General features: G+C 68.5%; 18 protein-coding genes. 6 read left to right on the top strand and 12 right to left on the bottom strand.

Going from position 1 to position 26,568, the window contains the following annotated elements; all coding sequences use genetic code 11:
- Positions 1-415 precede the first annotated feature (415 nt).
- Positions 416-2,200, top strand: a complete 1,785-nt coding sequence (locus DL240_RS20635) for a GYF domain-containing protein (RefSeq protein WP_111728016.1) — start codon at positions 416-418, stop codon at positions 2,198-2,200.
- 94 nt (positions 2,201-2,294) lie between these two features.
- On the opposite strand, the gene DL240_RS01130 is transcribed toward DL240_RS20635, so the two are convergent.
- Complete coding sequence (locus DL240_RS01130; protein ID WP_111728015.1) at positions 2,295-3,812, bottom strand: NFACT RNA binding domain-containing protein; 1,518 nt, start codon at positions 3,810-3,812, stop codon at positions 2,295-2,297.
- A gap of 128 nt (positions 3,813-3,940) precedes the next feature.
- Here DL240_RS01130 and DL240_RS01125 point away from each other — a divergent pair, with 128 nt between their 5' ends.
- On the top strand, positions 3,941-4,708 hold the full coding sequence (locus DL240_RS01125) for a tetratricopeptide repeat protein (RefSeq protein ID WP_158542271.1): 768 nt from the start codon (positions 3,941-3,943) through the stop codon (positions 4,706-4,708).
- On the opposite strand, the gene DL240_RS01120 is transcribed toward DL240_RS01125, so the two are convergent.
- The 3 genes from DL240_RS01120 to DL240_RS01110 all read right to left on the bottom strand — a co-directional run bounded on the left by DL240_RS01120 (position 4,684) and on the right by DL240_RS01110 (position 8,496).
- Complete coding sequence (locus DL240_RS01120; RefSeq protein ID WP_111728013.1) at positions 4,684-5,727, bottom strand: aldo/keto reductase; 1,044 nt, start codon at positions 5,725-5,727, stop codon at positions 4,684-4,686. The two genes, DL240_RS01125 and DL240_RS01120, sit on opposite strands and share 25 nt — an antisense overlap.
- Positions 5,728-5,759: 32 nt before the next feature.
- A complete protein-coding gene (locus DL240_RS19865) occupies positions 5,760-7,502 on the bottom strand; it encodes an SDR family NAD(P)-dependent oxidoreductase (RefSeq protein WP_199589692.1) in 1,743 nt (580 codons plus the stop codon).
- A gap of 61 nt (positions 7,503-7,563) precedes the next feature.
- A complete protein-coding gene (locus tag DL240_RS01110; protein WP_111728012.1) occupies positions 7,564-8,496 on the bottom strand; it encodes a bile acid:sodium symporter family protein in 933 nt (310 codons plus the stop codon).
- Between the two features lie 109 nt (positions 8,497-8,605).
- Between DL240_RS01110 and DL240_RS01105 the strand changes: the two genes are divergently transcribed.
- Complete coding sequence (locus DL240_RS01105) at positions 8,606-10,015, top strand: flavin-containing monooxygenase (RefSeq protein ID WP_199589691.1); 1,410 nt, start codon at positions 8,606-8,608, stop codon at positions 10,013-10,015.
- A gap of 33 nt (positions 10,016-10,048) precedes the next feature.
- Here the strand turns inward: DL240_RS01105 and DL240_RS01100 are convergent, their stop codons facing one another.
- From DL240_RS01100 to DL240_RS01090, 3 genes are all read right to left on the bottom strand, one after another.
- Positions 10,049-10,657: a TetR/AcrR family transcriptional regulator gene (locus tag DL240_RS01100; protein ID WP_111728011.1), complete on the bottom strand. Its 609-nt coding sequence runs from the start codon at positions 10,655-10,657 to the stop codon at positions 10,049-10,051.
- 36 nt (positions 10,658-10,693) lie between these two features.
- The gene (locus DL240_RS01095; protein ID WP_111728010.1) at positions 10,694-11,278 is read right to left on the bottom strand and encodes a YceI family protein; all 585 of its coding nucleotides are present in this window, start codon (positions 11,276-11,278) and stop codon (positions 10,694-10,696) included.
- 138 nt (positions 11,279-11,416) lie between these two features.
- Positions 11,417-13,264: an acetate/propionate family kinase gene (locus tag DL240_RS01090; RefSeq protein WP_111728009.1), complete on the bottom strand. Its 1,848-nt coding sequence runs from the start codon at positions 13,262-13,264 to the stop codon at positions 11,417-11,419.
- Between the two features lie 613 nt (positions 13,265-13,877).
- On the opposite strand from DL240_RS01090, the gene DL240_RS01085 reads away from it, so the two are divergent.
- From DL240_RS01085 to DL240_RS01075, 3 genes are all read left to right on the top strand, one after another.
- Positions 13,878-14,480 carry a LemA family protein gene (locus DL240_RS01085; protein WP_111728008.1) on the top strand — a complete coding sequence of 201 codons (603 nt, stop codon included), beginning with the start codon at positions 13,878-13,880 and terminating at the stop codon, positions 14,478-14,480.
- Between the two features lie 89 nt (positions 14,481-14,569).
- Positions 14,570-16,717: a M48 family metallopeptidase gene (locus DL240_RS01080; protein WP_111728007.1), complete on the top strand. Its 2,148-nt coding sequence runs from the start codon at positions 14,570-14,572 to the stop codon at positions 16,715-16,717.
- Positions 16,718-16,823: 106 nt separating this feature from the next.
- Positions 16,824-17,255, top strand: coding sequence for a ferritin-like domain-containing protein (locus tag DL240_RS01075; protein ID WP_111728006.1), 432 nt, complete (start codon positions 16,824-16,826; stop codon positions 17,253-17,255).
- A 119-nt stretch (positions 17,256-17,374) separates the two neighbouring features.
- On the opposite strand, the gene DL240_RS01070 is transcribed toward DL240_RS01075, so the two are convergent.
- The 5 genes from DL240_RS01070 to DL240_RS01050 all read right to left on the bottom strand — a co-directional run bounded on the left by DL240_RS01070 (position 17,375) and on the right by DL240_RS01050 (position 26,433).
- Positions 17,375-19,294 carry a hypothetical protein gene (locus tag DL240_RS01070; protein ID WP_111728005.1) on the bottom strand — a complete coding sequence of 640 codons (1,920 nt, stop codon included), beginning with the start codon at positions 19,292-19,294 and terminating at the stop codon, positions 17,375-17,377.
- A gap of 132 nt (positions 19,295-19,426) precedes the next feature.
- Positions 19,427-20,515: a myxosortase MrtP gene (gene mrtP / locus DL240_RS01065; protein WP_111728004.1), complete on the bottom strand. Its 1,089-nt coding sequence runs from the start codon at positions 20,513-20,515 to the stop codon at positions 19,427-19,429.
- Positions 20,508-21,761: a PLuB system PQQ-binding repeat protein gene (gene plbQ, locus DL240_RS01060; RefSeq protein WP_111728003.1), complete on the bottom strand. Its 1,254-nt coding sequence runs from the start codon at positions 21,759-21,761 to the stop codon at positions 20,508-20,510. The genes mrtP and plbQ overlap by 8 nt, the downstream gene beginning before the upstream one ends.
- Positions 21,758-25,444 carry a PLuB system helicase-like protein gene (gene plbH / locus DL240_RS01055; protein ID WP_111728002.1) on the bottom strand — a complete coding sequence of 1,229 codons (3,687 nt, stop codon included), beginning with the start codon at positions 25,442-25,444 and terminating at the stop codon, positions 21,758-21,760. Before plbH ends, plbQ begins: the two co-directional genes overlap by 4 nt.
- An 83-nt stretch (positions 25,445-25,527) precedes the next feature.
- Positions 25,528-26,433, bottom strand: coding sequence for a universal stress protein (locus DL240_RS01050; RefSeq protein ID WP_111728001.1), 906 nt, complete (start codon positions 26,431-26,433; stop codon positions 25,528-25,530).
- Positions 26,434-26,568: the final 135 nt, after the last annotated feature.

The following is a 26,568-nucleotide window of genomic DNA, read 5'->3' as shown; positions in this document are numbered from 1 at the left end:
TGGGGATGCGTAAAGAGTTGTTTCGGCCGGAGGGGGCGCCTGGCTCCGATGGTCGGAGCGGGCGGGCTGAGGGCGTAGTTATGCGGGGATCGGGGTGGGCTGTGAGGGCCGACAACAGATTGACGCTTCGTTGAGCGCTTTGCTAGGTTGGAGACTGCTGACCGGTACTCCTAATATGATGTTGATGATCTGGACGGCCTACCGCCTGGCGGAGGCGTTGGAGAATCACGCTGATGGAGGCCGCGGGGTGGTCGTTGCAATCAAGCCCCGCGTCGGTCGGATGAGAGTTCCAGAGCGCAGATCGCTCTACCAGGGTGTTCAACCTCGCATTGAGGGTGACACAGAGCACGTCGAGTCCACGCCGGCCGCATCTCTGGCGGCATTTAAATAGGCAACGCGAAGGAGCGGTTCTCTGATGAAGATCGTTTGCGACAACTGTGGCGCGAAGTATTCCATCGCGGACGACAAGGTCCAGGGCAAGGTCTTTAAGATCCGGTGCAAGAAGTGCAGTGAGGTTATCGTGGTCCAGGGGACGACGGAGCCTCAGGAAGAGTCCAGCCCGGCATTCGGTTCGGCGTACGGCAACACCGGGGGAGCCTCGGAGTGGTATGTCGTGGTGGAGGGGGAACGTGTGGGGCCGATCACTCCGGAGGAGGTAGAGGCCTACTTTACTGCCGGCCAGGTGCATCCGGACACCTTTGCCTGGCGCGATGGACTTGATGACTGGGTGATGTTGAGCACGCTCAACGAGTTTGCCCACCTGATGCAGGATGCGGCCGGGCCCCATGAAGCGACGATGATCGCCTCGGCTCACAGTCCGCAGCCTTCCGATGACCTCGACCAAACGGCGATGATGAGTTCCAGCGAGTTGCAGAAAGGCGCAGCATTTGAAAGCAATCAGGCTTCGGTAGAGAGCGGGGGGTACGACCAACCTTCACTCGAGAGTTACTCGGACGGCGGGTACGGCAGCGGGAGCTACGATCAGGGCGAGGGCTACGACGGTGGAGGTTACGACGCCGGCGGCTATGAGGGCGGCGGGTACGACGATGGATTTGGCGGTGGTGAAGGCGGCATGTTTGCAGCCTTTGACTCCACGCCGCCCGAAGACGACTACAACGCCGGCTACGGTGCCGAGGAGCCGGCGCAGCCGGCGGCCGCCAGTGGTGGCGAGGGCATGGTGGGGGCGCGCAACGAAAACAGTGTGCTCTTCAGCCTGAGCAGCGTGGACCAGGTCAAGGCGGTGAGTAAGCCGGCGGAGGGCGCGGCGCAGGGCAATGACAAGTCGGGATTGATCGACATTCAGGCGCTCGCCAGCTCGCACTCGGCCATGAAGGGTAATAGCGGCAGTGGCGAGGAGTTTTCGCCGGGCACGATGAGCATGCCGGCGTTGATGCCGATGGGCAGTCATCGCAAGCAAAACAAAGGGTTGCTTATCGGTGTGATCGCCGGGGCTGCGGTGTTGGTCGTGGCGCTGGTGGCGGTTGTGGTGGTGCTGCTGGGCGATCGCGGCAATGAGCAGCCGGCGCAGCCGGCGGTGGCTCAGGCCCCGGCTGCGGCGCCCGCCGCCGAGGCCGCGCCCACGGCGGAGGAGCAGAAGGAAGCCGAGGAGGCGAAAGCCGCCGCGGCCGCCGCTCTGGCTGCTGCCGAAGGTGGCGACTCCGAAGAAGCGAAAGCTGAGGAAGAGAGCGAGAAAGAAGAAGCGAAGGAAGAAGCGCGGGCTGAGGCGCCGAAGAAGACTTCCAGGTCCACGTCGCGCACGCGTGAGCGCAGTGAGTCGACGCGCACCGCGTCGCGTACCGAGACGAAGAAGTCCTCGGGCAGCAGCGGTAGCGGTGTCGACTCGATCATCGGTCAGCTGGATCGCTCCGGAAGCACCTCGGGCAGCAGCGGTGGAAGCGCGCCGGCGCCGGCCAGCAACGTTCCCGATAGTCTGTCGCGCTCGCAGGTCGCCGGGACCATTCGCAAGTACAACTCGCAGATTGCGGCCTGCTCGCGGGACTCCAACTCCGGTGGGTTGAGTGGTACGGCGCGGGTGCGCTTTACCGTGCAGCCGAGCGGCTCGGTGTCGGGCGCCAGCGTGCAGGGGGCCCCGATGGCCGGCACCGACCTGGGTGGTTGCATCGAGCGTGTGGTCAACTCGATGCGCTTCCCCGAGTCGAAGAGCGAGCTGCCGATTACCTATCCCTTCGTGATGCGCTGATTCGCGACACGAAGCGTACGACCTGAAAAGCCCCGGTGAGCCTGAGCGCTCACCGGGGCTTTTTGTTCGTCAGGCGTCTGGGAGGGGCGGGGGCTCAGTCGCCGGGGTCGATCTCGGTGGCCAGGAGGCGCTCCAGGCGGTCTTCTTCCAGGGTCACGGCGATGGTGGCACCGCTGGCGATCGTGACCATGCCCGGTGCGCTGCCCCGGGGCTTTCGGACATGGCGAGCGTCGGTGTAGGTCACGTCGATGAGCGAGTCCTTGCGGCCGCGGGAGAAGTGAGCGGCCAGGGTGGCGGCGTCGATGAGCGTCTCGCTGTCGAGGGTCTGATCGCGCTCGCGTCGCACGATCACATGGGCGCCGGACCAGTCACGCGCGTGGAGCCAGAGGTCGCGCCCGCGGGCCACCCGGGTGGTGAGGGCGTCGTTATGCTTGGCGCCGCGCCCCACCAGGATGACCGCGCCTTTATGGGAGCGAAACTCGCGGTAGGGCGGGCGTGGCGCGTGTGCGCGGCGCGCCGCGCGCTGGCGCCGCGTGCGCTTGAGGAGTTGAGAGGCGCGCAACTCCTGCTCAAAGGCTTGGAGTTGGTGGAGGTCGGCGTCGCTCAGCTCTTGCAGGGTCTGCCGGGCGTCTTCCACCTCTTCCAGCGCCTCTTCGCTTTGCAGAAAGCGCGTCTCCACGTCGTCACGGGCCTCTTTGTAGCGGCGGTGCTGGTGGAAGTAGCGATCGATGTTCCACTGCAGGTCGTGGGCCGGATCGAGGGGAATTGAGATCTCCGGCATCCCCTCTTGATAGTAGTCCGGGACGCGCACCTGTGTGGCGCCGCGTTTGACCCGACCGTAGGCGCTTTGCAGGAGCTCACCGAAGATCTGATAGCGGGCCGAGGCCTCGATGCGCCCCAGGTCCTCCTCGATGTTTTTGAGGCGCCGGCGCAGGGTCCGCGCCCGGGAACGAAGATCGCTCTGGAGGCGGCGGTAGAGGTCGGTGCGGTGTTGCTGCGCCAGCGTGTCGTCGATGTGGGCGCTGAGCCAGGTGGAGCGGGAGCCATCGCCCTCCCGGGCCACAAGCTCGGGATGAGCCTGGGGGCCGCGTTCCGGCGGCGGTGGTGGCGCGTTGTAGTGCGCGCCCGGGCGCAGATCGCGCTCGCCAAGGCTGCGCCCGTGGGCCATGCCGACGATGCGCTCCTGGTCCACCACAAAGACGTTGGGGTGATGGCCTACAAGCTCGCACACCAGGGAAATCTCCCGGCGAAGCGCCCGTTCATCGTCGGGTTGGGGCTCCCAGGTCGGGTCGATGGCCGAGAGGGTAAAGGTGATGATTCGGTCCCGGGCGTCCAGGTCGATCGCTTGAATCCAGGCGCCGTGCAGCCATTTGCGAAGCTGCATCACAAAGGCCTGGGGCGGTCCCGAAACGCGTGGGCGCTCGGCGACCAGGTGCAGACGGGTGTCTTCGGGGGCCACGCTGACCAGGATGTTGTAGGTGTGGCCCGGGCTGCGCACCTGAAGGATGGCGCGGCGGGGGCCGGCGTCGAAGACTTTCTGGATGACGCCGGGCACGGCCAATGTGCGGATCTCATCGACGATGAGCTGAAGATCGGCGTGGGAGAGGTTCATGGCTGCTCCGAGCGCGGTGCGAAAACTTGGGGGGCTTTCGGCCCCGTGTTAGGCTCGCCGCGTTTGGTAGAGCCCCAAAAGTGGCGAGCACAAAAGAGTGGGAGAGCGAGACGATGAGGGCAAGTCCTATGATGCGTGTGATCTGGCTGCTGGTGCTGGCGGCGATGTGCAGCGTGAGCGTTGGATGCGCCGCCGGCAAGGCCAGGGCCGAGGCCGACCAGATTCAGAAAGATGCCCAGTTTCATTACGACATGGGCGCCGGGTACTTCGAGGCCAACGAGGTGACTCACGCTATTCGCGAGCTCACCCGGGCGCTGGAGCTGAACCCGGACCACACCCAGGCCAACTACCTGCTCGGCATCATCTACATGGGTCGACGCGATTATCGGCGAGCGGTGAACCACTTCAAAGAGGTGCTGCGCGTGGAGCCGAGCTTCCACTTCGCGCGCAATAATCTGGGGACGGTCTACCTGGCGATGGAGCGCTGGGAAGAAGCCGAGGCGGAGTTTCTGACCCTGATTGATGAGACGCTCTACACCACCCCGGAGCTCGCCCACAACAACCTGGGCTGGGCCTATTACAATCAGCGTCGTTTCGCCGAAGCGCTGGAGCACTTCCGGATGGCGGCCTTCCTGGCGCCGCAGATGTGTCTGGCTGACAACAACCAGGGGCTCGTTTACGAGGCGATGGGCAACGCGATGGAGGCGGTGCGTTACTACCGACTGGCCATTGAAAAATGCCCGGAGAACTACCAGGAGCCGCACTTCAACCTGGGCAAGATCCTGCAGGAGGCCGGCGACCGGCGCGCGCGGGCCCATTTCCAGCGTTGCGTGGAGATTCAGCCACGCAACGATCTGGCCGAGCGCTGCCGTCAGTACTTAAACGTGGGGTACTGAGTCGGGCGACCGCGGATGGGGAAGACTTCCTGATCGGGGATCTCGCGGCCGGTGTGGGTGCCCCGGGGGCTTAAGGCGTCGATGGCGCGCTCCAGCTCGTCGTCCCATCGGAGCGCCGCGCTCTGGAGGGCGTCGCGGGCCTGGGCCAGCGTGCGCGGGCCGATGATCACCGAGTCGACCAGGGGGTTGGCCAGTGTCCAGGCGGTGGCGAGCTGGCTTAAGGGGACGTCGCGTTGCTCGGCCAAAGGGCGGAGCTCCTCGACGAGCTCCAGCGATTCGGCGCGCCACTCGGCCTGGCTCAGGCGCACATCGCCCCGGGCGCGGCGCGAGCCCTCGGGGGGCGCGGCGCCGGCTCGGTACTTCCCGGTGAGCACGCCGCGGGCCAGCGAGGAGTAGGTGACCACGCCCATGCCGTAATGCTCGGCCATGGGGATGAGCTCGCGCTCAATGTCGCGGTTGAGGATGTTGTAGAGGGGCTGCACCACGTCGATGGGCTGCCAGCCGTGGGCCCGGGCCAGCCCCACGCGGTCGGCGACCTCCCAGGCCTGATGGTTGGAGACGCCGGCGTAGCGGACCTTGCCGCTGCGCACGAGATCTTCGAGGGCGCGCAGCGTCTCTTCGGGGCGCGTCTGAGGGTCGGTGAAGTGCAGGTAGTAGATGTCGATGTAGTCGGTGTTGAGGCGGCGCAGCGAGGCCTCGCAGGCGGCGATCAGGTGGCGCGCGGAGAGTCCGCGGTCGTTGGGGCGCTCGCTCATCGGGCGGCAGGCTTTGGTGGCCAGCACGATCTGATCGCGGCGCCCGGCCATCAGTTCACCGACCATCGCTTCGGAGCCGCCGCGGCTGTACATGTCGGCGGTGTCCCAGAAGTAGACGCCGTGGTCCAGGCAGAGGTCGGCGATGCTTTTGGCCTCGGGCAGCCCGGTGCGGTCGGCAAACATCATGGTGCCCAGGCAGATGCGGGAGACGTTGAGGCCGGTCTGGCCCAGGCGGCGAGTGGCGATGGGGGGGAGTTGGGTCATGATGAGATTCGGGGAGCTCGAGGAGAGGGGGGTTAGAGGGGGAATTCGTCGCGGACGCTGCGGCGCATCAGGTGTTCAAAGAGGCCCGGACTCAGGCGGTGGAGCCAGTAGGCCAGGTGGGCCGTGGAGCCGATCAGCGCCAGGCGGCGACGGTGCAGTGTGGATTCCACGATGGTGCGGGCCACTCGGGAGGCCGCGAGTTCCGGGGCGTTGTCCCGGGCGTGTTGGCGAAAGGCGGTCTTGATGTAGGCCGGGCAGGCCAGGGTGACCGAGACCTGTTGACTGGCGAGCTCCGTGCGTAGCGAGGTGAAGAACCCGTGGAGGCCGTGCTTGCTGGCCGCGTAGGCCGTGCGCCCGGTCAGCGGGGCAAAGCCCGCCACGCTGGAGATGGCACAGATACGACCTTTTGAGGCTTTGAGCCAGGGCAGCGCGGCTTCGGTGATGCGTACCGCGCCCATCAGGTTGACGTCGAGCAGGCGCTGGACCTCGTCGGTGGAGCCGGCGTCGAAGCGTTGGCGCGAGGGAATCGCGGCGTTGTTGTAGAGGATGTCCAGGTTGCCAAAGGTCGCTGTGGTCCGGGTCAGGGCCTGGTGGCAGTCCTCGGCCCGGCGCAGATCGGCGCGCAGGGCGATGGCCTCGGCGCCCAGCGCGCGGGCCATCCTCAGCGCCCGCTCCAGCGCCACCGGGTCGTGGTCCAAGAGGGCCAGGCGGTCGCCTCGCTGCGCGTGCACGCGGGCCAGCTCGTAGCCCAGGCCGCCGCCGGCGCCAGTGAGGAGCACGGTGTGAGGCCCGGAGGCCTCCCGGGCCTGACGGTAGCGCTCGAAGGCCTCCTCGGTGGTCAGGCTTGGGGTGAAGCCGAACTCGCATTTGAGGCGCGTGTTATCGAGGACCGGGCGGTGTTTGAGAAAGAGGACCTGCTCCGGGCCGTAAGGGCCGATGCCCCGGCGGTGGAGCTCTCCGAGGGCGCGTTTGACCAGGCGCTCAGGCAGGGGGAGGTAGCGCCGACCCAGGCGGTGGGCGATGGCTTCCAGGCTCAGCGTGCCGTCGCCGGTGAGATTGTAGATGCCGGTCTCTCCGGTGGCGATGCCCCGGCGGATGGCCGCCACCACATCGACGTCGGCCACGATGCAAAAGGGGGAGTCCGCGCCGCGGATGCCCGGGACCAGCGCCTGCTCAAAGAGGCCGGTGATCTGGTTGTCGGTCCGGGGACCGAGCACAGTGGAGACCCGAAAAATAAGCTGGCCTACCTCGGGATGGCGCGCGCGGGCGCGCGCCAGGTCTTCTTCGACCAGGCGCTTGTGGTGCGCGTAGGCAAAGACCTTGTTCCCACGCAGGGGGGCGCTCTCTTTGAGCGCCGGCGGGTTATCCGGGTGGTAGCCGTAGGCCGCGCCGCTGGAGGTGTAGATAAACTGGCGGACCCCGGCCGCGGCACAGGCCTGGATGACGTTGCGCGTGCCCAGGACGTCGACCTCGTACTGAAATGCTCGGGATTCGCCGGGCGGCGGGGTGACGATCGCGGCCAGATGCACCACCACGCGCGGGGTATGGGCGAGGAAGAGGGCCTGGAGGGCGTCGGCATCGCGGATGTCCTGGCGAACCTCGATCAGGCGCGAGTCGGGAGGCAGGTCGCTGGCCAGGGGGTGGATGTCGGTGGCGATGATGCGCTCAAAGCCGTCGGCATCGCTAAACAGGGTGCGCAGCAGGGCGTCGCCGATAAAGCCGGCGGCACCGGTGATGAGGATCGTGTCGGCGGCGGGGGCGTTTGTGGTGGTCATAGGCAGCGTCATTCCATCGTGCGGGAACAAGAGTGAGCTCGGGCGTGGGGGCCGCCCGAACTCAGCGGGGTGAGATGGGAGAGGTGGGGGAGAGGGCCGGGGGGCGACGGGACCACAGGGCGGCCATAAAGAGTCCGGCCACCAGGTGCCAGATGCCCCACCAGGCGGCGACCACGGCCATGCCGCCCAGGCCGGCAAAGAAGCCAAAGACCAACACCAGCCCCAGCCCGGAGTTTTGAATCGCCACCTCGATGGCCAGCGCGCGGGTATCGCGCGGGGGCAGGCGCGCCAGGAGCCCGGCGGTGTAGCCGATCCCCCAGGCCAGGGCGTTGTGCAGGGCTACCGGGAGAAAAATAACTCCGATCACCGCGATGAAGGCGGCCATGTTGGCGCGAAACGCCACCAGGATCAGTAGCGCAAAGAGCCCCAGCGCCAGGACCTTGAAGGGGCGTTCGGCGCGCCTGGCGAGGTGGGGGGCGTAGCGGCGGAGCAGCATCCCGGCGACCAGGGGCAGGCCGAGCAACACCAGGATATTGCGCAGCATGTCGGTCGGCTCCAGGCTCAGCTCGCGGAGAATGGCCCGGGTCTCGGGGGAGCGCGAGCCCCAGAAGCTCACGTTGAGCGGCGTCATGATCAGGGCCGCGCTGGTGGAGAGCGCCGTCACCGAGACCGAGAGCGCGGTGTTGGCGCGGCTTACGTGGGCGATGAAGTTGGAGACGTTTCCGCCCGGGCAGGACGACACCAGGATCATGCCCAGCTTCACGCTGGCCGGCAGATCGAGGAGCAGGGTCAGCCCCCAGGTCGCGGCCGGCAACACGCCAAACTGCGCGAGCATCCCCACCAGCGGGGCTCTCGGGTGGCGCAGCACGTAGCGGAAATCTTCGACGCGCAGCGAGAGCGCGACCCCGAACATGATCAGCCCCAGGATGAGGTTGAGCGCCAGCAGACTGGCGGGATCGAAGTGGAGATCGATCGCGTCGATGCTCTCGCGCATGGGACACCCCGGGCGGATCAGCACAGAGGGAGAGGGGGCTTGACGTTCTTAACCGTTAGGTTAGTGTTTTAGCCACTCCACCCCACAGACGTCAACGCGAGGATGAACCATGAGCGAGCCCGGAGCGAAGCTGCAGGAGATCACCCACCAGGAGCGCGGCGCCCAGACGATGTTGGCCCCGGATCTCCCGCAGGCTCGCCGCGGGGAGTTGGTGGACCGCGGGCAGCGCGTCTGCGTCATCGGCGCCGGGCCGGCGGGGCTGGCCACCGCCCGGGCGCTGGCTCGAAACGGGGTGCTCTACGATCACTTTGAGCGCGCGCAGGACGTGGGCGGGGTCTGGGACATCGATTCGCCCTTCAGCAATATGTATGAGTCGGCGCACCTGATTTCGTCGAAGAATTCCACGCAGTTCGACGACTTTCCGCTTGGCGAGGAGGTGGCCGACTACCCCTGTCATCGCACGGTGCTGGCGTATTTTCGGGAGTTCGCCCGGCGTTTCGGGCTCTACGAGCGTATTCGCTTCGGGGTGAGCGTGGCCGAGGTGGAGCGCGAGGGCGGGGGCTGGCGGGTCACCCTGGAGAATGGCGAGGCGTTTAAGTACGACGCGGTCTGCATCGCCAACGGGCACCTCAACGACCCCAACTGGCCGGAGTTTCCCGGGGAGTTTGAGGGCGAACTCTTTCACTCCTGCGACTACCGCAGCCCGGAGGTCTTTGAGGACAAGCGGGTGTTGATCGTGGGGGCGGGCAACAGCGGGTGCGACATCGCGATCGACGCGGTGCACCGGGCCCGGAGCGTCGATCTCTCCATGCGCCGCGGCTACCACATCGTGCCCAAGTACATCCTGGGGGTGCCGGCGGCCGATTTCGGGTCGGGCTCCGGCAAGCTCAAGTTGCCGATGTGGCTGAAGCAGCGGGTGGACACGGTGCTGCTGCGGCGGATCGCCCCGGACCCGCGCAAGTACGGGATTCCCGAGCCCGATCACAAGCTCTACGAGAGTCACCCCATTGTGAACTCCCAGCTCCTCTACCACCTGGGCCACGGTGATGTGGCCGTGCGCACCAACGTGGCGCGCTTCGAGGGCCAGCGGGTGCATTTTGTCGACGGGACGAGCCAGGAGTACGACGTGGTGGTCATGGCCACCGGCTACCGGCTGACCTTTCCCTTTTTAGACAAGAAATACCTGCCCTGGGGCTCGGGCAAGGCGCCCCGGCTCTACCTGAACATCTTCCATCCGCAGGAGGACGATCTCTTTGTGATGGGGTTGATCGAGAGCGACGGGGGGGGCTGGCAGATTCGCGACTGGCAGGCCGAGGCGGTGGCGCGCTTTCTGGTGGCGCAGCGCGAGGAGCCCGGCCGTGCCGAGGCCTTTCGCCGGCTCAAGCGGGGGCCGGGGCCGGATACCAGCGGCGGGGTCGACTTCTCGAAATTTGAGCGGATGGCCTACTACGTGCGCAACGCGGTGTACCGCGAGCGGATCCAGGAGCTGGTGGCCTGGTTTGAGAAGCCCCCGGCGTAGGCCCCCGTGGCGAGCCTTGAGCGGGCCGGGGGGTTAGTGCTGGGCGCGCTCTTCCAGCGCGTTGAGGAGCACATCGACCAGCCAGTGCAGGTGGGCCCGGCGCTCGTCGACGTTGGCCTGGCTCAAGGGATCACCGCCCCACATCGGCGCGAGCACCGAGGCGTAGGTGAAGTGATGCAGCACCGAGCCGGCGACGGTCTCAAAGAGGTTGCGCCGGGAGAGGGGCCCCTCGTCGGTGGCGAGCTCGTCTAGGACCTCGGAGACCCATTCAAACATCGGTTGCAGGCCGCGCTGGACGGTGGGGATATGCTCGCTGTGATCGGTGGCCGCCACATGCTGGACCAGGCGCGGCCAGGCGCGGTGATGGGCGATGAAGTCGACATAGGCGTCGATCATGGTGTGCAGGCGCTCGCGCATCGGGCCCGGGGTCGTCCAGGCCTCGCGCAGCGCTTCGGTGTGGCTCTCAAAGTAGCCCAGGAGCACCGTCTCAAAGAGCTCGTCTTTGCTGTTGAAGTGGTAAAAGATCAGGGCCTTGTTGACCTCGGCGCGCTCGGCGATGTCACGTACGCTGACGCGGTCAAAGCCGTAGGTGCCAAAGAGCTCTTCGGCGGCCAGAAGAATGCGATCACGTCCTTCGGACATGGGGACTCCAAGAGCATGTGGCGAGGCGAAGAGGCCTCAACTCAGGGGGTGGAGGTCGGCGCTGAGCTCGACCACGAAGGTAAGTTCGGGGCGGTTCTGCAGCGCGCCCATCGGGGCGCGATAAGGCTTGAGCCCCAGGTCGGCGTGGGTGAGTTCGACCTGGCCGCGGGCCTCAATGCGGGTTTGATCCACGTGGAGGTCCAGGGGGAAGTCAAACGCGTGTTGATGGCCGCGGATGGTCAGGCTGGCCAGGAGCGTGGCCGGGGAGCCGGGCTGCACGCCGCGGCAGGCAAAGCTGAGCCGGGGAAAGCGGCCGGCGTCGAGCTGCCCTTTGGAGAGCATGTTGTCGGCGGTGGCGCGGCGGTCTTTGTCGCTGACCGGAGCGCCGAGGCCTACGCGGCTGCGGTCCGGGGCGTCATCGACGACGAGGCGATCGGCGGCAAAGTGCAGCTCGAAGCTCATCGCCTCCAGCGGCGCGGTGCTCAGCTCCAGGCGCGAGGCCTCGGGAAGCGCACGAACGACGTGATCGTGGCCCAGGCGCGAGAGCACTCGGCTGGAGTCGTTGCGGACGATGACCGCGGCAAAAAAGGACGAGGGATTGAGCTCGATGTAGCCATTCATAGGGCGCTCACGAGGTCAGGTAGGAGGGGGAAGACTCCCCTCTGTGCTATACCATCGCCCCAGAGGGGGCCAGCTCAAATCAGGGCCCTCCCTCCCCCGAGTGTGGGGGAGAGAGGAGCCCCGGGGAGAGAGGGGGGCTTATTCGGCGGCGGCGTCGACGGTGTCGTAGCGGGTGGCGCGGCGCTGGAGCTGGGCGCGGCCCTCGGTGGAGATCAGCGTGCCGGTGGCGCCGCGGCCCAGGTTGGCGGCGTTGCCCTCGTCGGTGTCGATGTGCATCTCCAGGCGGTAGCTGTCTTTGACCCGCACGAGCACGTCGCCAAAGGTCAGGTCGCGATCGCCGCCGGTGATGGCGACCTCGACCACGTCGCGGTCGTGCACGCCGAAGTGCGCGGCGTCGTCCGGGGTCATGTGAATATGGCGCCAGGCGCAGATCACGCCCTGTTCCAGTTTGAGCTCCCCGGCCGGTCCCACCAGCAGGATGCCCGGGCTGTTGGCCACGTCGCCGGAGGCGCGCACCGGGGCGTCGATGCCCAGGGCGAACTCATCGGTGCGCGAGATCTCCAGCTGGTTGAGCGAGCGTGTCGGCCCCAGGATGCGCACCGCCGGGAACTCGTTTTTGGGGCCGACCACGCGCAGGGTCTCCTCGGCGGCGAACTGCCCGGGCTGGGAGAGGTCGTTGCGCGGGGTGAGCTGGTAGCCCGGGCCAAAGAGGGTCTCGACGGCCTCCTGCGTCAGGTGAATATGGCGCGCGGAGACGGCCACCGGGATCGGGCGCTGGGCCCGGGCGACCGCGTCGCTCTTGAGCACGATGAGCGAGGTGGCCTCGGCGATGGCCCGGCTCTCGTCGGTGCGGGCCACCAGCAGGTGGGTGCGGGAGTGGGGGGTGGAGATGCGCTCGACCGCCGGGCCTGAGGGCAGGCGCAGCTCGCGGTTGCGGTCCTCGTCATGGCGCGCCCCGAGAAAGTCCAGGCGCTGGGCGATGCGGTGGCGCATCAGCGCGCTGTTCTCGCCAATGCCGGCGGTGAACACGATGGCGTCGACCCCGCCCATGATCGCGGCGTAAGCCCCGATGTACTTGCGTACCCGGTGGGCGAAGACCTGGATGGCCAGGCGGCAGTGCTCGTCGCCTTCGGCGGCGCGGGCCTCGATGTCGCGCAGGTCGTTGCCGATGCCCGAGAGCCCGGCCAGCCCGCTTTTGTGGTTGAGGAGGTGATCGAGCTCCTCGGCGCTGTAGTCGTACTCCCGCATCAGGTGGAAGAGCAGGCCCGGGTCGATGTCGCCGCTGCGGGTGCCCATGACCAGGCCCTCCAGGGGGGTGAGGCCCATGGAGGTCTCGATGGAGCGACCGAATTCCACGGCGCACACGCTGGCGCCGTTGCCCAGGTGGCAGGTGATCAGGCGCAGGTCGCGCATGTCGGCATCGAGGTAGTTGGCGGCCTGGCGGGCCACGTAGGCGTGACTGATGCCGTGAAACCCGAAGCGCCGCAGCCCCGGGTCCTCGGCCAGCTCGTGAGGCAGGGCGTAGACCCGGGCGCGGCGAGGCAGGGTGGCGTGGAAGGCGGTGTCAAAGACGGCCACGTGCGGCAGGGAGGGGAGCAGGGCGCGGGCGGCGCGGATGCCCGCCAGGTTGGCCGGGTTATGCAGGGGGGCCAGGGCGCTGAGCTCCTCGATGGCCGCCTCCACCTGGTCGTCGATGAGGACCGGGCGCGTGAAGCGGGCGCCGCCGTGCACCACGCGGTGGCCGATGGCGGTGATGGCCTCCGGGTCGCTCAGGCGCTGGAGCAGGCGGGTCAGCGAGATCTCCAGCGCTTCTTTATGTCCGACCTCGCCCGGAAGTGGGGTGGGCTCCTCGTCTTCAAAGCGCAGGGTCGCCGCCTCACTCCCCACGCGGTCGATCACCATCTTTGCCACATACTCGCCGGTGGCGTGCTCGCGGACATCGGCCTTGAGCGATGAGCTGCCGCAGTTGATGACCAGGATCTGCATGGGAGGACTCCTTAAGAAGCGTTGGGGGCCCGGAGGGCGTTGAGCGAAGGACCGGGGGACGATGGCGCGCACCATTCCACACCCCGGAGCGGGGGCGCAAGGAAAGGGCCGGGCGTCGCCCGGGCCGCATATCGGTGCGTAGGGCGGTACAGGCGCGATTCCTGGCCAAGAAAGGGTGGTGTACGGCGGTACAGGTGCGATTCCCGGTCAAGAAAGGGTGGTGTACGGCGGTACAGGTGCGATTCCCGGTCAAGAAAGGGTGGTGTACGGCGGTACAGGTGCGATTCCTGGCCAGGAAAGGGTGGTGTACGGCGGTACAGGTGCGATTCCTGGTCAAGAAAGGGTGATGTACGGCGGTACAGGTGTAATTCCTGGCCAGGAAAGGGTGATGTACGGCGGTACAGGGCGTTTCTTTCTGGCGAGGAGGACCTGTACGGGCGTCGGGGGCGTTTCGTGCCGGGGAGGCGGCTGGCGAGGGGGCTTGATTGACACTTCCGGGGGCGGAAAGCTAGGTTTCGCGCACGGATGAAGGCATTCACGGGCTCATTGAAGGGCCCTAAGCCCGGCGGTCGGGCGCTTTACCTTACGCGTGTGCGAACCCTGGAGGTCGGCGATGGGAATCATTCTTGTTCTGCTCGGTGTGTTTTTGGTCGGAGTTGTGGGGCTGGTGCTCTTCGGGGTGGGGATTTACAACCGCCTGGTGACGCTGCGGAATCGCTTTCGCAACGCGTTCTCGCAGATCGATGTGCAGCTCAAGCGGCGCTACGATCTGATCCCCAACCTGGTGGAGACGGCCAAGTCCTTTATGGCCCATGAGCGCGAGACGCTGGAGGCGGTGATCGCCGCGCGCAACGGGGCGCAGGCCGCCAGCCAGAAGGCCGCGCAGAACCCGGGCGATCCGCAGGCGATTCAGGGGCTGGTCGGGGCCGAGGCGGCGCTGACCGGGTCGCTGGGCAAGCTCTTCGCGCTCTCGGAGGCCTACCCGGACCTGAAGTCCGATAAGACGATGACCAACCTGATGGAGGAGCTGACCTCCACGGAGAACCGGGTGGCTTTTGCCCGTCAGGCGTTCAACGACGCGGTGACCAGCTACAACACCGCGCGGGAGAGTTTTCCGGCGGTGCTTTTCGCGGCGACGATGGGCTTTCAGGCCGCGATGCTCTTCGAGGTGCAGAACCCGGTGGAGCGTGAGGCGGTGCGGGTGAGCTTTAGCTGAGCCGCCTTCAGGCGCCGGGCCAGGGGCGCGCGGGTCGGTGAGGGCCGCGCGCGCCGCAGTCAGACATCGCGTAACGCAGGCGGTCATCGATGGATTTCTTTGCGCAGCAGGATACAGCGAAGCGTAACACGAGCTATCTGGTGGGGCTTTTTGCGTTGGCGGTGGTGGCGCTGACGGCGGTCACCTACGTGCCGCTGATGGCGGTGAAGCTCTACCTCTTCTCGGGCAACGCGGTGGATGCCAACCTGACCCTGGTCGGCGGCGGGCAGTACGCCGGGGCGCCGGTGGCGCTGCTGGACTGGGGGGTGGTGGGGTGGTCGCTGGTGATGACCCTGGTGGTGGTGGGCTGCGGCAGTTTTTACAAGATCTCGGAGCTCAACGCCGGGGGCAGCGTGGTGGCCGAGGAGCTGGGCGGGGAGGAGGTGGACGCGGCGGCGGCCGATCCCTTGCGGCGCCGGCTCTACAACGTGGTCGAGGAGATGGCGCTGGCCTCGGGGCTGGCGGTGCCGCGGGTGTACGTGTTGCCCGATGAGCAGGGGATCAACGCGTTTGCCGCGGGCTACACGATCAACGACGCGGCCGTCGCCGTGACGCAAGGGGCGCTGGAGACGCTGACGCGGGACGAGCTGCAGGCGGTGATCGCGCATGAATTTTCGCACATTCTCAACGGGGATATGCGCCTGAACGTGCGCCTGATCGGGGTGGTGCACGGGATTTTAATCATCTCGATCGCCGGGCGCGTGCTGGTGGAGGCGGCGCTGCGCTCCGGGCGCCGCACTCGCAAGGATGGGGGCGCCACCGCGGCGCTGCTGGTGGTGGGCGGAGTGATGGCGGTGGGGGGCTGGCTCGGGGTGATGTTCGGGCGGATGATCAAGAGCGCGGTGTCGCGTCAGCGGGAGTTTCTGGCCGATGCCGCCGCGGTGCAGTTTACCCGCAACCCGGTGGGGCTGGCCGGGGCGCTCAAGAAAATCGCGGCCCATCAGGCCGGCTCCGCGCTGGTATCGCCGCGGGCCGAAGAGGTGAGCCATATGTGCTTTGGCGCGGTGAGCAAGAGCTTTAAGGCCTCGCTGCAAGGGATCTTTGACTCTCACCCGCCGATCGAGGCGCGGATCCGGCGCTGGGATCCCGGCTTTCATCCCTCGGATCTCCATGAGTTGGGGGCGGCGCTGGCCGCGGTTGAGGCCCGGCAGGTGTCGCTGGCCGGGGCGGGCAGTGCGGCGGCGGGCGTGATGATGATGGCCGCCGCTGGCGAGGTCGGGGTGGTGCCGGCGGCGGCCGGCGGCTCAGCGCCGGCGGCGGCACCCGGCGCGGCGATGGCGCCCCGGCCCACCGGGGAGACCCCGCGGGTCGGAGGCAACGACTGGGCGGCCGGGGAGCGCGAGCTCTCCTATGCGATCGGGGCCGACGAGGTGGTAGCGATGATCGGCAACCCGGGCCCGGAGCGCCTGGTGTACTGCGCCTCGTTGCTCACCGAGCTGCCGCAGCCGGTGATGCAGGCCCGCGCCGAGGTGCTGGGCGCGACCTCGCTGGTGTACGCGATGTTGATGGACCCGACACCGGTGGGGCGCCGCCCCCAGATCGACTTTTTGCGTCAGGAGGCCTCCCCCGGGGTGGAGCGCGAGGTGCAGCGGCTCTGGGGGCATGTGCGGGCGCTGGAGGCGGAGTTTCGTCTGCCGGTGATCGACCTGCTCTTGCCCACGCTGCGGCGGATGACCCCGGGGCAGTACGAGGTGTTTAAGCGTCTGGTCGGCGGGCTGATCTTTGCCGATGGCCAGGTCACGCTCTTTGAGTTTGTGGTGCAGAAGGTGTTGATGCACCGCCTGGAGGTGGCGCTGGGGCGTCCGGCGCGGCAGGGGGTGGACTTTGCCTCGTTTAACGGGCTGGCCCCGGATATCGAGCTCTTGCTGAGCACGCTGGCCGCGATCGGGCACGAGCATGAGAGCGAGGCCGCCGCGGCGTTTCGGGCCGGGGTCGACGTGCTCCCTCCCCAGATTCAGGGGCGGATGCGCTACGGGTGGCGGGGTCCGGTGAATTATCCGCAGCTTGGCGAGGTGCTCGATCGTCTCTCCCGCTCCTCGCTGGGGATCAAGCGCACGATGATCAACGCCTGTTCGCACTGCGTGCTGGGCGATGGCCGGGTGACGGTGGAGGAGATCGAGTTGTTGCGCGCGCTCTGCGATGTGCTCGACCTTCCCCTGCCGCCCCTGGTGCCCCGGGCCACGCGTCGGATGGCCTGAGCGCCGGGTGGCGAGGCCGGGTCGGGCCGGTTGATTGGGAGGAGGTGCTGTTTAGGTTCGCTCCCGAAACATCAGCCCGTAGACACCAAGACACCGAGGAGTAGTCATGAGCGTCGAGACATCCACCCTGCTTGATGGACTCAACGTGGACCTGGCCCACGAGTATCAAGCCATCGTGATGTACAACACCTACGCGGCGGCGGTGACCGGCATCCATCGCAAGGAGCTGCAGGCCTTTTTTCTGGAAGAGGTCGCCGACGAGTTTGAGCACGCGAAGTTTTTAGCCGACAAGATCACCGCGCTCGGCGGTACTCCGGTCACGAGCCCCGCCGAGGTGCGCTTTACCACCGATCCGCGGGAGATGCTGGAGAGCGTGGTCAAGGCCGAGAGCGAGACGGTCGATCGCTACGTGTATCGGATGAAACAGGCCCAGGAGTATGGCGACTATGGTCTGGCGTCGACCCTGGACGCGATGATCGCCGATGAGACGCGCCATAAAGAAGAGAGCGAGAAGCTGCTGCGCGGTCAGTGGGGCTAAAGGTCCTCAATGCCCCCTCCTCCGGTGGGGGGAGGCCGAACAGGCGCGCTACACCAACGCCGCCGACCCTCACAGGGGTCGGCGGCGTTGTCGCTCTGGTCTGTGGATCGAGGGGCGTTTTAAGTCGCGGCGGGGGGGGCGGTGGCGCTCTGCGGGGCGCGCTCGATGAGTGCAGTGTGGATCGCGTCGAATTCCGCCGGGGGGAGCTGCCAGGGGTGGGGCGGGCAGTCGATTCGGGGGACCCGGGAGGCCTGCCAGACTTCGGGTTCCGGGTCGAAGGTCATCAGGTGGACCGGCGCGTGGTAGGGCGGGTCGACGGTCAGGAGCCAGCCGAAGGTGAGGTCTTCGGCGGATTCCCAGCGGTGGAGCTCCACCCGGCGCAGCTCGTCGAGGGGCCAGGAGGTGCGATCGAGGATCAGGCGGTGCTCGGTGACGCGCAGGTCGGCTTCTTCTTCGACTTCGCCGCGGCAGATCACGTGAAAGCGGTTCCCCTGCCACATGGGGCGCCAGCGCCGGGCCAGGGGAAGGATCACCATCAGTCCCAGGGCGGCGTAGGCGGCCGGGAGCGCCCAGGGGTGGCTCTCGATGGGGTTGTCAGTCACGCCGGCCAGCGCCAGCACGCAGAGGAGGAAGAGCCCGCCGACGAAGATGCCGGGAGGGCCCAGGGTGGCGGCGATTTCACCAGCGGTGAGCACCTGCCAGCCTTCGCGCACCCGGTAGCAGCGCACGCGCACCCGATCTTCGGGAGGCGGCGAGGGCGCCGCGGAGTCCTCAAGGATCGAGGGGATGGGTTCGGGCGCGTCGTCGAAGTCGGGCTCGGGTTCCGGTTCCGGTTCCGGTTCCGGTTCCGGTTCGGGTTGCGCGTCGAGCACCGGCGCGGGTTCCGGTTCCGCTTCTTCGGTGTCGGGCTCCCCGGGTTCGCTCTCGGCGGTCGGGAGCGCTTCGGCGGGGGCCGGGGCTTCCGGGGTTGAGACATCGGGAGCTGTGACGTCGCGGGCGGGCTCGGTGGGGCCGGGCAGATCGAGGGGCTCCTGGCCGGGCGGGGGCAGCCGGGAGGTGGGGCCGGCGTCGTCGAGGGGGAGCGTGTCGATGCGGGTCGGCTCGTCGGCCGGGAGCCTGTCAGCCGGGGGGGGGGCGGCCGGGAGTTTGGCGGCCACAGGCGGGGCGCTCTCGTTCGGGACGGGGGCGGGGGCGCTTTCCCGGTCGGAGGCCAGGGGCAGCGTGGGGGAGGCCGTTTCGATGGCGAGTGCCCCGGTCTGGGGAGTGTCGTCGGGGGCCGGGGCTTCCGGGGTCGGTGCACGCTGGGCGGCGGTGGCGAGCACGTCGGCGCCGAGGAGGCCTTCGCGGGCCCGGGCGCAGAGTTCGGCCAGCTCGTCGAGGCCTTCCAAAGTGGTGTCGATGCCCTCGCGATGCAGGATCAGCAGGTCGTCCCAGACGCCCTGGAGCTCGTTGACCCGTCGGCGCTGGTCTTCCCAGAGCTCGGCGATTTCGGCCTGGGCGGCGCGGCCCCGGTCGAGGTCGCCCTCGGAGATCATCGACTCCAGGGCTTCGACGTCGGCCTCACGCTGGCTTTCGAGATCAAAGACGATGGCCTCCAGCAGGCGCTCCAGGGCCAGGGGACCCTCGTCGGCGGTCTGGCGCGCGGCCTGGCGGGCCTGTTGGATCAGGGCGTCGAGGGCGTCGAGGGCCTCGGCGGTGGACTCGCCATCGTGCTTTGCGGGCTCCTCGGCGTGGGGGGCCGGGAACCAGGAATGGATGAAGGTCTCGACCTCGGCGGCGGCCATGGCGACGGCGCGGGGGCCGATCAGCGTGCCGCTCAGGGGTTCGGGCGCGCGCAGCTTAAAGGGGGAGCGCAGCTCGGCGGCGGGCAGGGCCAGCCAGAGCGGAATGTGGCGCGAGACGCGCTTGAGACGGCCCTCGAAGTCGGTCAGGGCTCGGGCCAGCTCCGCGCGAAGATCGTCGAGATCATCGTCGAGCCCCATGCGCGTGCGGCGCAGAATATCGAGGCGTCTAAGAGCATCGTCGGTCAGGTGAGCCATGGACAACTTGCAGGGGTAAGGTCGGTGAGCTGGCGAGGTTCCCGGGTCAGGAGGGCGGAGTGTGCCACCGGGGGCTTAAGGCTGGCAAGGGCGCAGGTGCCCGGGCGCCGGGGGCGTTGGGTCGACGCCCGGTCAGGCGTTTGCGGAGTAGTAGTGAACGTTGACCAGGAGCACCATCATGTTGGCCGCGGCGTGGAAGATGACCGGGGCGATGATCGAGCCGCTGCGTTCGCGCATCCAGCCAAAGAGGAGCGAGGGGAAGAAGACCGCGGCGCGGGTGACCAGGATCGCGCCGCCCACCGGCACCAGCAAGTGGCCCAGGGCAAAGAGGGCGCTGGTGAGCCAGTTGGCCAGGGTGAGCCCGAGGAAGCGGCGGGGGTGGCCCTCGGCGTGGGTGAGGAGCTGGCCCAGGCGAGTCTGGAGGTAGCCGCGGTAGAAGTACTCTTCGGGGAGGGCGACGAGGAGGAGGTGGGTCAGGGCCCAGAGGAGGATCCAGGCGTAGCCCCGCTTAAGGGTCAGGGGCTCGCCGGGGGCCGTGTTGCCGGCGCCGGAGGTGATCGGGGCGTCGTAGGTCAGGGTGAGCGTGTGCAGGGGTTGCACCTGGCCCTCGGGGGTGCGCGGGGGGAGGGTGTAGCGCGCCAGGGGGGCGGTGGGGGTAAGCTCCCAGGTGTGGTTCTGGTCGGTGACGTGGAGGTTGGTGCGGCCCAGGCTCTGCCAGTGGACCGGTGCGTCGGCGTGGGCGTTGAGCGAGAGCGCGCCCGGCGCGTCTTCGGGGCTGGAGAGCTCCACGTGGATCGCGCGCCGGGCGGTCCAGACCCGGGCGCCGGGGGCGGTGAGTTCCGGGGGGCGCGTCTGGAGCGCGGGGGACCACTGGCGGTAGTTCTCCAGGGCCGGGACAAAGTCGCGGTCGAGGACCTGGCGCTCCCAAACGTGGTTGCCCAGGGCGAAGAGCGGGAAGATGAGCGCGGTGACGGCCAGGCCAAAAAGCACCTGGGAGGCCGGGATGGTGTCCAGATCCACGCCAAAGCGCTTCGGGTCGGCGTCGATGCGCTTGAAGACGAGGTGGGCCAGTCCGAAGAAGACCAGGCCCACCGCGGCCACGAGGTTGGCGGCCAGCCAGGGGATCGCCCCGCTGAGCAGGCTGAGCAGCGCGATGATGACCAGCGCCAGGGCAAAGACCCCCAGGGGCTCTCGCCAGCGTGGGGTGGAGGGTTCAGTCATGAGCGCCAGCCTGGGCGCCGTCGGCCGGGGTGATCTCGCGTACCGCGCGCACGCTGCGGGTGAAGATGCGCGGACCTTCGGCGCTCAGTGCCAGCGAGCCCAGGGGGCCCAGGGCGGCCCAGTTGGCGGAGGCGTCGGCCGGGTTGAGGGAGGCGACCATCGGCGGGGCGTCGCTGCGGCGCACCATCACCAAAAGCTCCTGAGCGGAGCTGGCCAGCGAGGGGTTGTCGGGGCCGACGGCCAGGTTCAGGCGTTGTTTGCCGGTGGCGGTCTCCAGGGCGTAGAGGTGCTCGTCGAGCTTGAAGACCAGAAGGCCGAGATCTTCAAAGGTCTCTCCGGAGCGGGGCTGAGGCCGCCCGGGCAGCGGGAGTTGCCAGTCGAGCTGAAGCGTCTCCAGGTTCCAGGCGCTGAGCACCGGGTCGCCCTCGCCAGGCACAAAGAACACGTGGGTGGAGGTGTGGGCATAGAAGGCCGTGCGTCCGCCGCGTCCTTCCAATTTGCGGTGGCGCATCTCCACGCCGGAAAAGGGGTAGCGCAGGGTGATCCCGTTGATGTCCACGCCTACCAGGGCGGCGCCCACGCCTACCGGCGCGATGCCGGACCAGAAGTTCATGGTGCCCTCAAAGATGGGCTCTCCGGAGTCCTGGTGCGCGCAGAGCGCCTGGGTGCCCCCCTGCCAGCGGGTGCCGGCGCAGATAAAGCGCCCGTCGACCCGGGTGAGAAAGGAGCCCCGGAAGTTCGCGTTGAAGTTCTTTCCCTGATGCTGCCGGGAGAGGGTCCGGTGCCAGAGGAGTTCGCCAGCCCCGTTGTAGGCGCTCAGGCGCAGGTCGGTGGCCGAGCCGGTCTCCGGGCGCGGGAGGGCGTAGGCGACCAGGCGCAGCTCGGGATCTGCGAGTTCGAGCCAGGCTTCGGGCTCGCAGCCAAAGAGGGCCGGGTGCGCCTGGTCGGCCTCCACCGGCCAGGCGCCCGGGTTGCCTTCGGGCTCAAAGAGTTCGTGGCAGCGGGGGTAGATGGTGGGTTTGCCGATGGAGATGGCCTGCATCGGCAGGCCTTCGGGCTGGCGCAGGTCGATGACTTCGGGGGGCGCCCAGGCGACGCCGACGGGGGTGTCGGCGGCGGCCTGAACCTCTCCGGCGGCGCTTTTTTCGGCGAGCTCGGGGGAGGCGTTGTTCTGGCAGGCGCTGAGGGGGCCGGCGCAGAGGAGGGTCAGGGCGGCAAGGGCCAGATGTCGAGTCGACAGGTTCATAGGTGTGTCCAGGGGTGCCAGGTCGTCTGCGGGTGTTCGAGCCAGGGGCGAAAGAGCGGGTCCTGGCGCAGGCAGCCGGAGTGGCCGACGATGATCAATTTCTTGCGCGCCCGGGTCAACGTGACGTTGAGGCGGCGCGGGTCACTGAGGAAGTCTCCGGGGCGCTCGCTTTTGACCAGGCTGGCGATGATGACGTCGCGCTCGCTGCCCTGGAAGCGCTCCACGGTGTCGATGTCGATGCTGTGCTCGGTGGGGGGCAACTCGGCACTGGCGAGCAGGGAGCGCAGCAGGTGCACCTGGGCGCGAAATGGCGAGATGACGCCCACGGAGAGTTCCGGGGCGTGGGTGGCGAGCTCGCCCAGGAGTGCGAGTAGGGCGTGGGCTTCCGCGAGGTTGGTGCGGGCGTTTTCGACCCCGCGCACATCGACAAAGCTCACCGGGGCGTCGGTGGTCAGGGCGTCGAGGCGGTAGGGGCCGGCGGGCATGCGGCGATCTTCGACCTGGGGGGCCGCGCTGAGCTTGCCCTGGTAGAAGGTTTCGGCCGGGAAGCTCATGATCGCGCGGTTCATGCGGTACTGGACCTGGAGCATGTGGACGGGGAGTCCGGCGGTGGCCAGGCGCTCAAAGAGGCTGCGGTCGAGCCCGGCCAGCCCGGCCTGGCGCAGGGTGTCGCTGAGCTCAAAGGGGCTCTTCTCCGAGGCGATGAAGCTCGAGAGGGCGCGCTCGCTGGAGACGATGGGCGGGAGCTGGGCGTGGTCGCCCACCAGCACGAAGCGCCGTGCCAGGGAGATGGGGCCGAGCGCCAGGGGTTCGGTGAGCTGGCTGGCCTCGTCGACGATCGTCACGTCGAAGGCCGGTTTGCCCAGGCGGCGTTCCAAAAAGGCGATCAGCGGGGCGCGCAGCGCGCTATGGGTGGTGGTGGCGATGATGGGGGGCTCTTCGGCGCGGCTGCCCAGACGGTTGAGGCTGGCGTGGGCGGCGGCCAGGTCGTCGGCAAAGTAGTCGGCCGGGTGCAGGCCGCGGGCCTCCAGGGCGCGGACGACCGCCGGGCTGCGCGAGGCCGAGCCCACGCGCAGAAAGCGTGGGGGGCGCCCCCGAAGGTCGCCGGCTTCGAGGAGCTTGATGAGCATCGTGTCGACGGCGGTGTGCGTGAGCGCGGCCAGGAGGACGCGCTGGTCGCGCTCGGCAAACTCCAGCGTCAGGTGGGCGATGACGGTGGTCTTGCCGGTGCCGGGCGGGCCCTGAATCAGGGCGCCCAGCGGGGCGCTGATCGCGGCCTCGATGGCCTGGCGTTGGGGGGCGTTGAGCTGGTCGAGGGTGGCCGGATGCAGGGAGGGGCGTCGTTCGGCGCCGGTCATCAGGGGAGCGGCGCCCGGGGTCTGCGGGCGGACCAGGACCTGGAGGAGCTCGTCGCGTTGGGAGCGGAGCACGCGGTAGAGGGCCTGGTGCGCGCTGCGGTAGCCCAGGCGCGCCGGCGGCTGGTCGGCGATGTAGCCCGGGCCGGCCAGGGCGTCGGGGAAGTGGGCCCCGCGCAGGCGCAGCTCCAGGGTGTCGCCGTCGACGCTCAGGCAGCGCCCGCGCAGGATGTGCGAGGCGTCGATGTCGCCACGGTGGATCAGGAGGCTGTCGCCGGGGGAGAAGATCTGCAGGTGTTTGCCGCGCAGGCGCGCGCGCTCGGGGTGGCCCTCGACGGCTTCCAGGTGCAGTTCCGGGGCGCAGAGGCCGGCCTCGACGCGCTCGCTCAAGCGCTGGGGCTCGAAGATGGCTCCCAGCGCGGCGTGGTCGCTCCAGCGCTCCATGGTGACCAGGCGGCTCATATGGGCGTGGTAGGCGCGGGCCTGGCGCACCAGTTGGGGATCGGTGTGGGGCCAGGAGAGCACGCCGTAGTCGGGTTGGGGCGCCAGCCCCAGAAGCTCCGACTGCATCTTGCAGCGGTCGCGGCGGAAGCGGCAGTCGCCCTGGCGGCAGAGCGCGGGCTCTTCCATGTAGTAGGGGGCGCGGTAGTCGAAGGCCGGGTCGACCTGGGCGCGGTAATGGGCCACCAGATCGTTGCGGGCGCGCAGGATGCGGCGCTCGCGCTCGATGTCATCAAGCGAGGTCTGGCGCATCGTGCCGTCGCGGGAGTAGAGCAGGTGCCCGGTCATCGGGAGCCCTTCGGCCCTGGCGAGTTCCTCCCATAGCAGGGCGTAGCTGCGGACCTGGCCGATGTGGTCATCCCAGGGTTTGCCGCTTTTGAGCTCGATGATCTGGACGCCTTCCTGCGGGCTCTCGACGACCAGGTCGATGCGTCCCTCCAGGCCGTAGCGCGAGGAGAAGCGCGTGGCCTCGACGTGGCGCCCGCTCCAGCCGACGCGGGTGGCCGTGGGTTCGTCGCCGAGCTGGCGGGTGCGCGGGGCGGTGAGGCGACGGATGTTATCAAAGTGCTCGCGGGCGTGGACCTCCAGGCTGGCCAGGGTGGCGTCGTCGACGCCGGCGGCCAGCAGGTCCAGGCGCAGGCCGGGCAGGCGCCGGGCCAGGGAGGTGTCGAAGTCCAGGGCTTCGGCGCCGGTGAGGTCTTCGAGCATCCCGTGGATCAGGTTTCCAAAGGCCAGGTGATGGGTGAGCTCGCCGGGGTCGCGGGCGTCGACGAGCACGCGCTGGGGGCAGCCCTGAGCCTTGAGCACATCGCTGACCGAGACCGGCCACTGGGGCTCCACGACCGGCAGGGTGTCGGGACCGGCGGTCAGAAAGCGGCGGCCGCGGGAGTCGGCCACCGGGGCGGCGTCGATGAGGTTGAGGCGCGCGCCCTCCCAGAGGTTGCGGGCGCTGGTGTAGACCTCGGAGTGATGGCGAGCGTAGAAGAACACGCCGACCGAGCCGGATTCGCCGTGGTCCAATGTGAAGCGCAGGCCCGGTCCCTGGCGCGGATGTTCAAAGTGGTCGAGGCCGCGTACCACACCGCCGATGATGCTGACCGGCGCGTCGTTCTCCAGGGGGGTGAAGGCCGGCGCGTCGAGGCCCTCGGAGCTGCGAAAGCGCAGGCCCGCCAGAAGCTCGTCAATGCTCTGAGGGCGGCGCGCGGGGTCGGGGCTGATCGCGCGCTCCAAAATGCCGATGGCAAAGGAGGGGATGGTCTCAAAGTTGGGGCGCGCGGCGCGGGCCTCGTCGGCGGGCATGGTCAGGCGGAGCAACACGCGGGCCAGGGACTCGATGTCGGCCAGCGGGGAGGGCTGGCGGTCGCCGGTGTGCTGCACGACCCACTCTCCGGTGCCCACGGCGCTGAGGCGCGAGGTGGCCGGGTCGAAGAAGACGCGGGCCGGGGAGAGCGCGCCGTGAAAGGTGCCGCGTCGGTGGGCGGACTTCAGCGCCAGGGCCATCGGCGTGAGCGCATCCACGGCCGCCCCAAAGGTCAGGCGATCTTGGCCGAGGGCGGCCAGGGGCTCGCCGCCGGGGTAGGGGGCGCTCAGGTAGAGGAAGTCGTCTTGCTTCCACCAGCGCTGCGGCGCGGCCAGTTGGGGATGATGGGTGGAGGCGGCGTGGCGCAGGGCCATGCCGACCTTCAGTAGGCCGCCGCTCCACGGGTGGCGCCATACGAGGGCTGGGGGGGCTTCTCCGGGGGCGTCGAGGAGCCAGAGCGGGCCGGAGGGGAGGTCCCAGCGGGGAGGTTGATCGAGGGAGGGCGTCTGAGCGGAAGCAGTGAGCATGGTTGCCGAAGTGGGGGGCCTGTGGAGCGGGCGTCGCGGCCGGCCACTCTACTGAGGCCCCCCCGGGCCAGCAAGGCAGATGCTCAGTCTTCGGCTTCGACCGCCGGGTAGAGCACGATGGTGGTGGGGGCGTGGCGTACCACGCCGCGGGCCACCCCGCCTAAGAACCACTCGGCCACCCGGGAGCGCCCGGTGCATCCGAGAAAGAGCAGGTTGGCGGTGTGTTCCTCGGCCGCGGCCAGCACCTCGTGGGAGGGGTAGCCGGGGCGGACTTCGGTGGTGAGTTGGGTGCCGAGGTCGAGCTCTTCGGCAAGGCGGTCGAGCTGGGCCTGGGCGCTGGACTGGGTTTCTTCGAGGTGGGCCACCAGAGCGGCCGGGTAGGCCGCTGGCTCGACCAGGGAAGGGGTGGACCGCGGCAGCTCCACGACGTTTAACAGGGTGAGCGCGCCGCCCTGGCGGCGCACCATGTCGGCGGCCAGCTCCACGGCGCCGGTGGCCGAGGCGCTGAAGTCGGTGGGGGCCAGCGCGCGCACATCGCCCTCCCAGGCAAATCCGTCGGGGTGTACCAGCGCCAGCGCACAGGGGGGGCGGTGGGCCAGGCGCTCGGCGGTGGAGCCCAGAATTAGCCGGGAGAGCTGGCCGCGGCCCGAGACGCCGACCACCAGCCAATCGGCCTGGTAGAGCTGCGCGGCGTGGACCAGCGCGCCCGAGGGAGAGCCGATCTGGATGTTGACCTCCACCTCGATTCCCTGAGTGTCGATGGGCTCCAGCCACTGCCGAAACTCGTCCTGGAGCTGAGCTGGAGCATCTTTATCGGCGTTTCCCGAGGCCACCCGCAGAAGCGAGAGTTCTTCGGGGCTGATCGCGTGCACTCCCATCAGGCGCACCGGGCGACCGTCTTGTTGGTGAAGGCGAGCCAGGCGAGCCGCCCAGCGGGCGGCGGGGATCGCGTGTTCGGAGAGGTCGCTGCCAAAGAGGATGGTGGTCATCGGATACTCCAGTCATTCAGAAAGCCAGAAAGCGTTGGTGGGAGATGGCTCCCTATATAGTGGGGGATATCGACCGGGAGGCAAGGGGGCTGGTTTTGCTTTACATCGCGTTGCGCCCGTCGGTAGCGTCGGCCC

This window comes from Lujinxingia litoralis, from assembly GCF_003260125.1.
In the GTDB taxonomy this organism is placed as follows: Bacteria; Myxococcota_A; Bradymonadia; order Bradymonadales; family Bradymonadaceae; genus Lujinxingia; species Lujinxingia litoralis.
This window is presented reverse-complemented; position numbering and strand designations above follow the sequence as displayed.

Excerpts from the sequence above, each read along its gene's own strand:
- plbH (WP_111728002.1), bottom strand. The coding sequence starts at position 25,444 with ATGCTCACTGCTTCCGCTCAGACGCCCTCCCTCGATCAACCTCCCCGC.
- DL240_RS19865 (WP_199589692.1), bottom strand. The coding sequence starts at position 7,502 with ATGACCACCACAAACGCCCCCGCCGCCGACACGATCCTCATCACCGGT.
- mrtP (WP_111728004.1), bottom strand. The coding sequence starts at position 20,515 with ATGACTGAACCCTCCACCCCACGCTGGCGAGAGCCCCTGGGGGTCTTT.
- DL240_RS01095 (WP_111728010.1), bottom strand. The coding sequence starts at position 11,278 with ATGAATGGCTACATCGAGCTCAATCCCTCGTCCTTTTTTGCCGCGGTC.
- DL240_RS01100 (WP_111728011.1), bottom strand. The coding sequence starts at position 10,657 with ATGTCCGAAGGACGTGATCGCATTCTTCTGGCCGCCGAAGAGCTCTTT.
- DL240_RS01130 (WP_111728015.1), bottom strand. The coding sequence starts at position 3,812 with ATGAACCTCTCCCACGCCGATCTTCAGCTCATCGTCGATGAGATCCGC.
- DL240_RS01075 (WP_111728006.1), top strand. The coding sequence starts at position 16,824 with ATGAGCGTCGAGACATCCACCCTGCTTGATGGACTCAACGTGGACCTG.
- DL240_RS01080 (WP_111728007.1), top strand. The coding sequence starts at position 14,570 with ATGGATTTCTTTGCGCAGCAGGATACAGCGAAGCGTAACACGAGCTAT.
- DL240_RS01090 (WP_111728009.1), bottom strand. The coding sequence starts at position 13,264 with ATGCAGATCCTGGTCATCAACTGCGGCAGCTCATCGCTCAAGGCCGAT.
- DL240_RS01125 (WP_158542271.1), top strand. The coding sequence starts at position 3,941 with ATGATGCGTGTGATCTGGCTGCTGGTGCTGGCGGCGATGTGCAGCGTG.
- DL240_RS20635 (WP_111728016.1), top strand. The coding sequence starts at position 416 with ATGAAGATCGTTTGCGACAACTGTGGCGCGAAGTATTCCATCGCGGAC.
- DL240_RS01050 (WP_111728001.1), bottom strand. The coding sequence starts at position 26,433 with ATGACCACCATCCTCTTTGGCAGCGACCTCTCCGAACACGCGATCCCC.
- DL240_RS01085 (WP_111728008.1), top strand. The coding sequence starts at position 13,878 with ATGGGAATCATTCTTGTTCTGCTCGGTGTGTTTTTGGTCGGAGTTGTG.
- DL240_RS01105 (WP_199589691.1), top strand. The coding sequence starts at position 8,606 with ATGAGCGAGCCCGGAGCGAAGCTGCAGGAGATCACCCACCAGGAGCGC.
- DL240_RS01110 (WP_111728012.1), bottom strand. The coding sequence starts at position 8,496 with ATGCGCGAGAGCATCGACGCGATCGATCTCCACTTCGATCCCGCCAGT.
- DL240_RS01070 (WP_111728005.1), bottom strand. The coding sequence starts at position 19,294 with ATGGCTCACCTGACCGACGATGCTCTTAGACGCCTCGATATTCTGCGC.
- plbQ (WP_111728003.1), bottom strand. The coding sequence starts at position 21,761 with ATGAACCTGTCGACTCGACATCTGGCCCTTGCCGCCCTGACCCTCCTC.
- DL240_RS01120 (WP_111728013.1), bottom strand. The coding sequence starts at position 5,727 with ATGACCCAACTCCCCCCCATCGCCACTCGCCGCCTGGGCCAGACCGGC.